Source organism: Desulfoprunum benzoelyticum (assembly GCF_014201505.1).
GTDB classification, from domain to species: Bacteria; Desulfobacterota; Desulfobulbia; order Desulfobulbales; family Desulfocapsaceae; genus Desulfoprunum; species Desulfoprunum benzoelyticum.
The window spans coordinates 15,797-27,436 of sequence record NZ_JACHEO010000030.1 but is presented as its reverse complement, the minus strand read 5'-3'; the positions used below and the strand labels follow the sequence as shown (position 1 = coordinate 27,436).

Here is an 11,640-nt window from a genome sequence, read left to right as displayed (position 1 = left end):
CTGAGAGAGTACCTTACCATGGTTGGTAGGACAGATAGAGTCCCATCACGGATAAATCTGTCGAGGCTGAGTTTCAGTGGTAATCAGAAAAAAAAATCATCGGGAACGAAAACACCGGTCAGCCGGCTGGCCCGCTTTGCCCCCGGCCTGCCGGCGTTGCTCGGCTACCGGCGTAGCGATTTTTCACACGATCTGATAGCCGGTCTGTCGGTTGCCGCCGTGGCGTTGCCTGTTGGTGTCGCCTATGCCCAACTGGCAGGTTTCAGCCCGATTTTCGGCTTGTACTCGACAATCCTGCCGATGATCGTCTATGCTTTGTTCGGTACCTCTCGGCAGCTGATAGTCGGTCCGGATGCCGCAACCTGTGCCCTGATCGCAACGGCTGTAACGCCGCTGGCAGCCGGTGATCCAAAGCTCTACATCTCGCTCTCCATCGCCATCGCCACCCTTGCCGGGATTTTCTGTATTGGGGCCAGTTTCCTGCGGCTTGGCGCACTCGCTGATTTTCTCTCGAAGCCGATTCTGGTGGGCTTTCTGAACGGTGTTTCGCTCCATATCCTTGTCGGCCAGCTCGGCAAGCTGCTCGGGTTTCCCATCGAGGCCAACGGCATAGTGCCCAATCTGGTTGAAATGGTGCTCAAGATACAACAGACCCACCTGCCGACACTTGCTGTGGGGTTGGCCACCTTCGCTGTCCTGCTTGTCTCGCCACGGGTTTTTCCCCGCCTTCCTGCGGCTTTGGTAGCGCTGGCTGCTGCCGGTTTGATCGTAGCCGGATTCGGGCTGGATAAACTGGGAGTGACCGTGTTGGGCGTCGTTCCGGCTGGGTTGCCAGACCTGCGATTGCCGTGTCTGCATATGGATCTGCTCGACGATGTCGCCGCCGCGGCAGCCGGCCTGGCCCTGGTCAGTTTCTCGAGCATGATGCTCACCGCGCGCAGCTTTGCGGCCAAGAATCGGTATCATATCGATGCGGATCGGGAGTTTGCCGCTTTGGGCGCGGCGAATATCGCCTCCGCCCTGTCGCAGGGGTTCGCCATCAGCGGAGCCGATTCCCGAACGGCAATGGCCGACGCATCAGGAGGGCGGACACAGATGACCGGCCTGGTCGCGGCGGCAACAGTCGCCATCGTCCTGCTCTTTCTCACCAAGCCCTTGCAATATGTTCCCATCGCCGCCCTGGGTGCGGTACTGGCTATGGCCTCCATTTCTCTCCTTGATCTGCATACCCTGGGCCGGCTTTATCGCCTCAGAAAGTCGGAATTCGCGCTGTCATTGCTCGCCACCTTTGGAGTTATCTGGGTCGGGGCGATTCATGCCATCGGTGTTGCGGTTATCCTTGCAGTGCTCCGTTTTGTCAGCATCAGCGCCAAACCGCGTGTCGAAATCCTCGGCCAGATCACTGGAATTTCAGGGTTCCATGCAACTTCCCGTCATCCCGAGGCCCAAACCTATCCAGGTTTACTGTTGTTCCGTTTCAACGGCCCGCTGATTTTCTTCAATGCCCCCTATTTCAAACAACAGACATTGGCGTCTATCGATGCTGCCGGTTCCGGCCTCAGATGGTTCGTTCTGGACGCAATGCCGATCACCCAATTGGATGTGACAGGGTATTTTGAGCTGGAAGATCTTGTCCATACCCTGCATGAACGGGGCGTTGAGCTGGTGGTCGCCGGACGGAAGATGCAGATCATCAACTGGCACAAGAGGCAAGGGCTGTCGGACAAGTATTTTGCCGACCGCCACTACCCGACACTGCGAGAAACCGTTCGGGTCTACAAGGAATTGTTCATGACAAAAGAGGAATTGTCGCTTCAACAAGAGCGCAGGAAGTGAGGCAGGTTGAAAGATGTGGATACCAGCTCTGTTTCACATTTGTCCTGCCGCCGGCAGTAGGGTGCCGATCGGTCCGTACTTTGCCGGCATCGCCATGGTGAACCGCCATTGCCGGGCCGGGGTGTAGAGGGTCCAGGTAACGTGGCGATTCCATGGGAAAGGCCGGCGGGGAGGAGGGGGCCTTCCCGCCGGCGTCGGCGTGCTGTCGAGGTCAGGAAACTCCTAACCGAGGGCCGTGCCTCACCCCTTGCCGGTGCACTTGATGCCGGAGTCCCGCAGCTTTTCGACATTGGCGCCGAAGGGGGCGGAAGAGATCGTGTCCCGGTCACCCAGGATCAGGGTGGCGGCCAGTTCAGCGGCATCGGTGATGATCTCCCGGCAGTGGAGGGCATGGTCGCGGCACAGCCACTGGTCCTGCCACTGGGCGGTGATGTCCCGGCACAGGGTGTGGCCGTACTTTTCCTTCAGTCTGTTCGGGATCTGGTTGAACATCCGGTACAATCCCGGCCGGCCGTAGAGCTGGCGGGCCGCCTCCTCCATCGCCGCCTTCCGGTCCTCGTTTTCCGGCAATTCGCTGCGGCCGTGCACTGCGCCGACGGCCAGCACCGCCCCGCTCACCGCCCCGCAGGTGTCGCCGAACAGGCCGACGCCGCCGCCGAACCCTGTCGCCAGTCGCAGCGTCTCCCGCGGCAAGCCGGTGTCAACGTGCTCGAGAACAGCTTCCAACACGCATTCGGCGCAGTTGAAACCCCTGGAAAAATTTTTTCGTGCCCGGTCCCGTATCGCCGTGATCTTTTCAGTGTCGTTCATTTTTCTGCTCCTTGATGGCTGGTCGAGGTTCAAACGCAATTTTCCCTGCAACAGTACTGCACTCCGGGATGATCGCAACTACAATCGTGTAGTGGAATGCCGGAAATCGAGGTCGGGCCGGTGTCTCTCCGTCTTCGGTCCGGCCCGGCCGATGATCGGTAGATTGTACCCCGTAACAGAAGGGTCGTCCGCCGGTCGTGATTGCGGTCGGGGATCGAATGCAACATAGGAGAGTTGGCGAAGGTGGAAAAACCAGCTTGACAGTCCACCAAACGCCAAGTAAATAATATTTACCAGATTGGAATATACGTCAATAAGTATAAGCAGAATTTCGATAAAATATACTATATATTAATATTTTAAATCTACTTGCGATAAGTAAATAATATTTATTGACCCACCATGGATGCCCAGCCTGCAACCAACCCTCCGGGTAAGCTGAAGATCATCGATGCCATGCGGACCCTGCTTGACGACCGCACCTTCGAATCCCTCACGATCTCGGAGATCGCGGCCTCCGCCGGCGTCACCGAGGGGCTGATCTATAAATATTTCAAGGATAAGCGCGATCTATTGCACCATGTCCTGAAGGAACACTACGAACATTTCCTGGTGCAACTCGACCGCGATCTGCAGGGGATCGACGGCGCCCTGAACAAGCTGAAGAAAATCATCTGGTCCTCCATCGAACGCTACGCCAACCACCGGGTGTTCGCCCGGATCATCCTGCTCGAGGTCCGAAACTCGGAAGAGTATTTTCGCAGCGAGGCCTACGCCCTGGTCCGACAGTACAACCGGATCATTATCGATATCATCAACGAGGGCATCGCCAATGGCGAGATCCGCGACACCCTGCCCCCGGCCTATATCCGCAACGCCATGTTCGGCGCCATCGAGCATTCGTGCCTGAACCGGGCGATTTTCAACGAACCGGTCTCGACCACCGAGACGGCGCAGGTCATTACCGAGCTGCTTTTTCACGGGATCAAACGATAATCAGGCCTCCCGGCCTGGAAGCCGCTGTCATCAAAACAGCAATATATCTCAAACCGGTGCCGCACCGCCGAGATCAGCCGGAGGCAGGCATCGACCATAACAGAGAGGAACAGAATCATGAAAGACGTTGTCATCGTATCCGGTTGTCGGACCGCCATTGGCGCCTTCGGCGGCACCCTCCGCGACCTCAACGGCGCGACTCTGGCCAGTATTACCATGAAGGAAGCGATTCGGCGGGCCGGGATCGATCCGGTCCTGATCGACGATATCCGCTACGGCTGCTGCATGGAGTCGTCCGACACCCTCAACGTCACCCGGGTCGGCTCGCTGCTGGCCGGCATCCCGGACACCGTGCCCGCCGTCACCGTCAACCGGGTCTGCATCTCGGGCATGGAGGCCGCCATTTCGGGCATGGCGATGATCCAGGCCGGCATGGCCGACGTCATCCTCGCCGGCGGCGCCGAGCATATGTCGAGCGTGCCCTATTCGGTACCGGGGGCTCGCTGGGGCTGCCGTCTCCAGGACCAGACCTTTGTCGACGACCTGATCCATGCCCTCCACTGCGGCTCCCGTATCATTCCCCACCCCGAGGACGGGCCGGTCGACGCCAGCCAGCCGCCGCTCAGCCTGTTCGTCGGCAAACCCTATATCATGGGCCACACCGCCGAATTCATCGCCCAGCATCTCGGCATCACCCGGGAAGAGATGGACGAGGTTGCCCTGCGCAGCCACAACGAGGCGGAGCGGGCCACCGGGGACGGTTCCTTTGCCGACGAGATCGTCCCGGTCGAAGTTCCCCAGCGCAAGAAGGCCTCTCTGGTGTTTGACAAGGACGAGCATTTCCGCCCCGGCATGACGATGGAGATACTGCAGAAGCTGCCGGCGGCCTTCGTCCCCAAGATCGGCACCGTCACTGCCGGCAACTCCAGCGGCATCAACGACGGCTCCACCGGCATGATCCTGATGTCGGCCGACAAGGCCAGAGAACTGGGCCTGCAGCCGATCGCCAGGATCAAGGCCGTCGGCCGCGGGGCCTGTCACCCGTCGGTCATGGGTCTGTCGCCGGTCCCGGCCGTCCGCAACCTGCTCAAATCCTCCGGCCTGACCATCGCCGATTTCGACCTCGTCGAGGTCAACGAGGCCTTTGCCGCCCAGTACCTCGGCTGCGAGAAAGAGCTGGGGCTCAACCGCGAGATCACCAACGTCAACGGCTCGGGCATCGGCCTGGGGCATCCCGTCGGTTCGACCGGGGCGAGGATCATGGTCACCCTGATGTATGCCATGAAAAAACGCGGCAAGTCCCTCGGGCTCGCCACCCTGTGCGGCGGCGGCGGGGTGTCGATGGCCTGTGCCCTCGAGATGCTGTAGGGCTTTGGGAATATTGGTGAAAAAAGGAATTTGGTGAAGCTGCCACCCCCCTGCGAGGGGTGGCCGGGTGCGCGATATGCTGATTCCCGGGATCTTCCGAAGCAGTTCCCGCCCCGGAAGATCCCGGACAGACAATCATTCTTTGCGGAGGGCAAGACCATGATCCATGCACCACTCACGGAACAGGACAAGGTTCGCTACAGCACCATCAACCAGGAAAATATCGATTTCCTGATGACCCGCAACAACCGGATCAACCGGTGGGTCATCGCCGACATGATCCGCCGCACCCGGTATCACTATCCCGATAAAACGGCCCTGATCTTCAACGACATCAGCCTGACCTACAGCCAACTGGAAGATCAGTGCAACCAGGCGGCCAACGCCCTCGCCGCCCTGGGTGTTAAAAAATACGACCGGGTGGCGATCCTGGCCCACAATACCCACCACCATGTCCTGACCTGGCTGGGCTGTGCCAAGATCGGGGCGATCTACATGGCCGTCAATTACCTGCTGAAGGACGACGATATCGCCTTCTGCATCAACCACTCCGAAAGCACCGTCTTCATTGTTGAAGACAGCCTGTACGGCAATGTTCAGGGGGTGCTCGACAAGATGCCGCAGTTACGGCACCTGATCTGGTCCGATCAGGGGGCAGGGCAACCGGCGCCCGACGGCTTCGCCGACTTCAACGCCTGGTACGCCCAGGCCCCGGCCACCGAGCCCGAGGTCATCCTGCGGATCGAGGACCCGGTGCAGATGACCTATACCAGCGGCACCGAATCCCAGCCGAAAGGGGTGATCATCAGCAACCAGGCCCTGATCGCCGAGTACATGGGCTGCATCATCGACGGCCGCTACGACTCCACCGACATCAATATCAACGCCCTGCCCATCTACCATTGCGCCCAGCGGGACGTGTTCATGAACCCGGTGTTCTGGATCGGCGGCACCAACATCCTGCTGAGCCCGGATGTCGGCCGGATCCTGGCCGCCATCGAGACGTATAAGGCGACAATGTTCTTCGCCCCGCCGACGGTGTGGATCGGCATGCTCCGCCATCCCGATTTCGGCAGGTACGATCTGTCCAGTCTGGTGAAATGCTACTACGGCGCATCGATCATGCCGATGGAGATCCTTCGGGAAATCCTGGAGAAATTTCCCAAGGCCGGGGTTTACAACTATTACGGCCAGACCGAGCTGGCGCCGTATCACTGCATCCTCAAGGCCGAGGACGCCCAGGCCAAGATCGGTTCCGCCGGCATGGGCGGGCTGCACATGGAATCCCGCATTGAAGACGAGAACGGCAACGAGATCACCGCCGTCAATGTGCCCGGCGAGATCTGCGGTCGCGGCCCCCACGCCATGACCATGTACTTCAAGGAACCGGATAAGACCGAGGCGGCGATGAAGGGCGGCTGGTTCCACTCCGGCGATCTCGGTGTCCTCGACGACGACCGCTACATCACTGTCGTCGACCGGAAAAAAGACATGATCAAGACCGGCGGCGAGAACGTCGCCTCGAGGGAGGTCGAAGAGGCGATCTTCCTGCATCCGGCGGTGGAGGAGGTGGCGGTGGTTGGGCTCGAACATCCCCGGTGGGTGGAAGCAGTCGCGGCGGTGATCAAGCTCAGGACCGGGATGACGGTCACCGAAGACGAGATCATGGCCCACTGCAAAAAACACCTGTCCTCCTTCAAGGTCCCAAAAAAGATCATCTTCGTCGAGGCGCTGCCCAAGACGCCGACCGGCAAGATCCTCAAACGCCAGATGCGGGAGTCTTTCAAGGGAATTTTCAACTGATCGTCCCGCCTCCGTCGGGACATGGGGAGACTGATGACTATGGGCGATAGAATTTTGAGCGGCGGCGGATACCTGGTGCAGGACATCGACAGCCGCGACGTGTTCACCCCGGAGGATTTCAGCGACGAACACCGCCAGATTGCTGCGACCACCGAGCAGTTCGTGGCCGGTGAAATCCAGCCGGTCAACGCCGAGATCGAGGCCGGGAATTTCGACCTGGTGGTCGAGAAACTGCGGGCCTGCGCCGCACTCGGGCTGATGATGATCGACGCGCCGGAGGAGTACGGCGGCCTGGAACTCGACAAGGCGACCAGCATGCTGGTCATGGAACGGATGGCCTTTGCCCGCAATTTCGGCCTGAGCTATATGGTGCAGACCGGGATCGGCATGCTGCCGTTGATCTATTACGGCAGCGCCGACCAGAAGGAGCGCTATCTGGGCCGGCTGATCACGGCGGAGATGATCGGCGCCTATTGCCTCACCGAGCCGGGCTCGGGGTCCGACGCCCTCGGGGCGAAAACGACGGCGACGCTTGCCGCGGACGGCAGCCACTACATCCTCAATGGCACCAAGCAGTTCAGCTCCAACGCCGGCTTTGCCGACCTGTTTACGATCTTCGCCAAGGTCGATAAGCGCCATTTCACTGCCTTCCTCGTGGAGCGCAGCGCCGCCGGCCTGTCGCTTGGTCCGGAAGAGAAGAAGATGGGGATGCACGGCTCGTCGACCCGCCAGGTCATCCTCGACAACGTCCGGGTGCCGGTTGCCAATGTCCTGGGCGAGGTCGGCAAGGGCCACAAGATCGCCTTCAACGTCCTCAATGTCGGCCGCTTCAAACTCGGGGCGTTCTGTGTCGGCCAGCAGAAATATGCCCTGGCCGAAGGGGCGCGCTATGCCAACGAGCGCCGGCAGTTCGACGCCCCGATCAGCACTTTCGGGGCCATCCGCGAGAAGCTGGCTGCTGTCGCCGCGATGACCTTCGCCTCCGAGGCGGTGGTCTATCGGCTGGCGGGGCTGATCGACGAGCGGCTGGCGACCATCGTCAGGGGCAGCGACAATTATTACGTCGAATACCAGAAGGGGATCGAGGAATACGCGGTCGAGTGCGCCCTGGCCAAGGTTTTCTGCAGCGAGGCGGCGGCCTGGGGCATCGATGCGATGCTGCAGGTGCACGGCGGCTACGGCTACATCGCCGAGTACCCCATCGAGCAGTTGTACCGCGACGAGCGGGTGCAGCGGATCTACGAGGGAACCAACGAGATCAACCGGCTGCTGATCCCCGGCCTGTTGTTCCGCAAAGGTATCGGCGGCAAGGGGCTCGTGCCGACGTTCGATACCGCGGCGAGCGGAGAATTCGCGGCGGAGAATCAGCTGCTGCAGGGGATGAAACGGACCTGGTTGACCCTTGCCGATCGTATCGTGGCGCGGTTCGGTGCAAAAGTTACCGACGAACAGGAAATTCTCCTGGCCGTGGCCGACGTCGCCATCCAGATCTTCGCCCTGGAGAGCGCCGTGCTGCGGGCGGAAAAGGCTGTAACGGCGGCAACGGAGCAGCGACGGGAGGAGTACCGGGCGGTGGTCATTCTGTGCACCTTCGCGGCGAAACAGCGCTTCATCAATGCCGTCGACAGGTGTGCGGCCTTCCTCGGCGAGGAGCCGCCGGCGGCAATGGCGGCGGTGTCCGCTTACCGGCTCGCCGGCCTGCTGGCGGCCCAGCGCCTGCTTGCCGCCGCCGTCAGCCGAGCGGAGAGGTACATTTTTTAGGCAACCTCGGCCCGGTCCGTCGTTGCTCCGGTCTCGATTTTGAGTGGTAGGGGGTATTGTCTGGACATGGCCGCGCCGCCGGCGGTATCCTGATGGATGGCGGCGCCGTAGCCGCAGCTACGACCTTCATTTGTCCAACCTTCAGCTGTGACCAGGAGGCGCCAGATGCTCCCGCTACCGGAACTGATCGCCACCGCCCGCCGTGAGAAGCCCGTCGACCTGCTGGTGCGCGATGTCCGGCTGGTCAACGTCCTGTCCGGCGAGATCCATCCCGCCCACATCGCGGTGCGGGACGGGATCGTCATCGGCTTCGAGGAATACGCGGCCGCGACCGTCGTCGATGGCGGCGGCCGTCACTGCGTCCCCGGTCTGATCGACGGCCATATCCATATCGAATCGACCCTGCTGGCGGCCAGCGCCGGGCTGCCGCTGTCGGTCTTTGTGATGATGCCGTCGTGCGTGCCGGCAACCCCTATGGAGACCGCCGGCGCGGTCCTGACCGCCGCCGACGTCGGCGATTTCCTCGCCCGCTATCCCGACCGCATCCTCGGTCTGGCCGAGATGATGAACTATCCCGGCGTGCTGGCCGCCGATCCCGCTGTCCTGGCCAAACTGGCGGCGGCGCCCTGGCCGGCACCGTCGCCCACGACTCGCATAACCTGATCGTCGGCGGCATGAACGATAGCGATATGATTGCCGCCGCGCAGGAGGTCGTTCGGATCGGCGGCGGCCTGGCCGTCGCCTGCGACGGCGTTGTTCTTGCCTCCCTGCCCCTGCCGATTGCCGGGCTGATGAGTGATGCCCCGGCGGCGGAGGTGCAGCATGGTCTGCAGGCCGTCAACGACAGCCTCGGCCGGCTGGGGTACCGGCTCAGCAGTCCCTTCGCCTCCCTGTCTTTTCTGGCCCTGCCGGTGATCCCGGCCCTGAAGCTGACCGACAGGGGACTGGTCGATGTGGGCCGGTTCGAGATCGTGCCCCTGTGGTCTGCGGGCTGATCTGTCCGCTCCCTGTTGCCGCCACCGTCACCGCCATGGGAGGGCGCTGAATTGACTTCCTCGTGCTATTCAAGTATCTATATACATCATATCGATCCGCGTGGATCGCAGACACTCTCTGCGTGTGGCAGAGTCGGAATGTATGTAAACCTACAAGCAAAGGAGAATAGTAATGAAAAAGTTGGCGATAGTTGCGGCATGTCTGCTCATGATGGCGAGCTTTGGGTGCAGCAGCGACGAAGCGAAGAAAGAGACCGCTGAAAAGACCCAGGAAGCGACGACAACCATCAAGGAAGCAGCGATCGAGGTGAAGGACAAGGCGGCGGAAGTCACCAAGGACGCGGCGACCGCCACCCAGGATGCCGCGGCTGAGGTCAAGGACAAGGCGGCAGAGGTGGCCAAGGAGGCGGCGACCGCCACCCAGGATGCCGCGGCTGAGGTCAAGGAAAAGGCGGCTGAGGTGGTCAAGGATGCGGCGACTGCTACCGAGAAGGCCGCAGGTGAGGTGAAGGACAAGGCTGCCGAAATGACCAAAAAACGGACAGTCGAGGGCTGTTGAGATAGGGGCCGCGGCTCCACCGTTGCCCGGCTGTCGCGAGCTCATGACAGCCGGGCAGGAAAACTGCGGGTTACTTCACCCCTGCCCACTCTGCCAACGGCTCGACCCATTCCCGGTAAGGCCGATAGATCAGGCCGTGGCCGAGATCAAGACCAACGATCATTTCCTTGAATTCCCCCAGTCCGTGTGAGCGCTGAAAATACAGCGACGGAGTCATCGACTGTTTTTCAGCCCGGTCGTGGATCGAGAGGACGTGGCCGTACAGTTTCAGTTCCGGATCCTGGAGGCATTTTTCGAACAGGCCGGCCAGGAAGACGAAATGTATCTCCCTGTTCTGGAGCATGGCGGAGATGTAGGCGGTGATGATGCCGCCCTTGGAGGCCCCGGCGACGGTGATGTTGGCCGGGGCGACCCCGTGTGCGAGGAGCGCTTTGACCTGGGTGACGATCTTTTCGGCATAGGGCTTGATCTGGGTCCCTTGCGGACGCGCCTCGCTGATGACGACGAAGCCTTTACCGGCCAGTTCCTCCAGGATCTTGTGGTATTCGTAATATCCGTGCTCCTCGCTTCTGGGGCGGACCCCGGCCTCTTCGACGATGAGGCCATGGAGATAGAAGAGATAGCGGCTGGAGGTGTCGGGTTGGTCAGGTGCCTGCTGCAGGATGTTGATATTCATGATTTGTAAGTTTGCCTCCGGTTCGGAACGGTCCGTGTCTTGTGACAGAACCGATGGTGAAGAAAGTTGAAGCGGGATGCGGTGCATGTTTCAGTGAGTATTCAATCGCGATGGAGTGTTCCCGTGGCGATGCTGTTCCGGCTTCGGTAGCGAATACCAGGAAATCCCATTATACCAGAAAAATCACGGTACGAGGCCTGTTGAATGCAAGGTTGCTTGTCTTTTCCGCAGACGGAAAAGAGTGTGGAGTGACCTTGTTGCCGTCTATCGGCTGTGGTGAATGTCTGGCGATGTGCCGCTTCGATGCGGTCGAGTTCGACCGGGGGGTCGCCGGCGAGGATCTGCAGAATAAAATCGTCAAGCATGTCAAGGGGATCTGCTCACTGTTCCCGTAAAAGTGCCTGCTTGTCAATGTCCTGATCCGGATCTCCAAGGACTGTGACTGCATGGGGCACACCTTCAAGAAGATTTTTCCGGATATCGACATCCTGGCGTCCCGGTATGCGGTGGCCCTGGATGCCGTCTCGCTCAAGCTGGTGGAGGAACGGGCAGGATTTCTGCGAGCCCGACTGCATCCCATCCCTTCTCCTTTTTCCTGATCGGACGCCTCCTGGCGCTGGTCCAAGATCACGTCGGTTGTCATGTCTGCGCAAACCTGTGGTCACTGCGCTTGGGGTTTGAGCTGAGACCGTTGCCGGGCTGACAATCCCGGGAAAAGACACGGTCGTTGCCCGGCCGCCTGACAATGGTCCGTATCAAGTTGCTCGTAGTTCATCCTTGACGAATTCAAATTGATATTTTAAACTCATGATTTAAAAATGAGTTTTATTGCTGCG

The 11,640-nt window shown here is 60.4% G+C and carries 12 protein-coding genes; 10 read left to right on the top strand and 2 right to left on the bottom strand.

From position 1 onward, the window contains the following. The first annotated feature begins 156 nt into the window (after positions 1 to 156). Positions 157 to 1,836 carry a SulP family inorganic anion transporter gene (locus HNQ81_RS16420; RefSeq protein WP_205240335.1) on the top strand — a complete coding sequence of 560 codons (1,680 nt, stop codon included), beginning with the start codon at positions 157 to 159 and terminating at the stop codon, positions 1,834 to 1,836. Between the two features lie 240 nt (positions 1,837 to 2,076). Here HNQ81_RS16420 and HNQ81_RS16415 read toward each other — a convergent pair whose 3' ends face one another. Further along, a complete protein-coding gene (locus HNQ81_RS16415) occupies positions 2,077 to 2,646 on the bottom strand; it encodes a C-GCAxxG-C-C family protein (RefSeq protein ID WP_183352397.1) in 570 nt (189 codons plus the stop codon). A gap of 402 nt (positions 2,647 to 3,048) precedes the next feature. Here HNQ81_RS16415 and HNQ81_RS16410 point away from each other — a divergent pair, with 402 nt between their 5' ends. The 7 genes from HNQ81_RS16410 (at position 3,049) to HNQ81_RS16385 (ending at position 10,128) form a co-directional block, all read left to right on the top strand. After that, a complete protein-coding gene (locus HNQ81_RS16410) occupies positions 3,049 to 3,642 on the top strand; it encodes a TetR/AcrR family transcriptional regulator (protein WP_183352396.1) in 594 nt (197 codons plus the stop codon). Positions 3,643 to 3,759: 117 nt separating this feature from the next. Then, positions 3,760 to 5,010: a thiolase family protein gene (locus HNQ81_RS16405; RefSeq protein WP_183352395.1), complete on the top strand. Its 1,251-nt coding sequence runs from the start codon at positions 3,760 to 3,762 to the stop codon at positions 5,008 to 5,010. A 159-nt stretch (positions 5,011 to 5,169) separates the two neighbouring features. Continuing rightward, the gene (locus tag HNQ81_RS16400) at positions 5,170 to 6,813 is read left to right on the top strand and encodes an acyl-CoA synthetase (RefSeq protein WP_183352394.1); all 1,644 of its coding nucleotides are present in this window, start codon (positions 5,170 to 5,172) and stop codon (positions 6,811 to 6,813) included. Positions 6,814 to 6,852: 39 nt separating this feature from the next. Then, positions 6,853 to 8,574, top strand: a complete 1,722-nt coding sequence (locus HNQ81_RS16395; RefSeq protein WP_183352393.1) for an acyl-CoA dehydrogenase FadE — start codon at positions 6,853 to 6,855, stop codon at positions 8,572 to 8,574. A 165-nt stretch (positions 8,575 to 8,739) separates the two neighbouring features. Further along, entirely contained in the window at positions 8,740 to 9,237 is a 498-nt protein-coding gene (locus HNQ81_RS18305) for a hypothetical protein (RefSeq protein WP_240191811.1), read from the top strand. Between the two features lie 11 nt (positions 9,238 to 9,248). Then, complete coding sequence (locus HNQ81_RS18300; protein WP_240191810.1) at positions 9,249 to 9,569, top strand: adenine deaminase C-terminal domain-containing protein; 321 nt, start codon at positions 9,249 to 9,251, stop codon at positions 9,567 to 9,569. A gap of 172 nt (positions 9,570 to 9,741) precedes the next feature. Continuing rightward, positions 9,742 to 10,128 (top strand): hypothetical protein, encoded by a 387-nt coding sequence (locus HNQ81_RS16385; protein WP_183352392.1) that lies wholly within the window; start codon positions 9,742 to 9,744, stop codon positions 10,126 to 10,128. 70 nt (positions 10,129 to 10,198) lie between these two features. Here HNQ81_RS16385 and HNQ81_RS16380 read toward each other — a convergent pair whose 3' ends face one another. Continuing rightward, positions 10,199 to 10,804, bottom strand: a complete 606-nt coding sequence (locus tag HNQ81_RS16380) for a hypothetical protein (RefSeq protein WP_183352391.1) — start codon at positions 10,802 to 10,804, stop codon at positions 10,199 to 10,201. A gap of 254 nt (positions 10,805 to 11,058) precedes the next feature. Here HNQ81_RS16380 and HNQ81_RS16375 point away from each other — a divergent pair, with 254 nt between their 5' ends. Together HNQ81_RS16375 and HNQ81_RS16370 are read left to right on the top strand one after the other, a co-directional pair. Next, complete coding sequence (locus HNQ81_RS16375) at positions 11,059 to 11,199, top strand: hypothetical protein (RefSeq protein WP_183352390.1); 141 nt, start codon at positions 11,059 to 11,061, stop codon at positions 11,197 to 11,199. A gap of 51 nt (positions 11,200 to 11,250) precedes the next feature. Further along, positions 11,251 to 11,403: a hypothetical protein gene (locus HNQ81_RS16370; protein ID WP_183352389.1), complete on the top strand. Its 153-nt coding sequence runs from the start codon at positions 11,251 to 11,253 to the stop codon at positions 11,401 to 11,403. Positions 11,404 to 11,640: the final 237 nt, after the last annotated feature.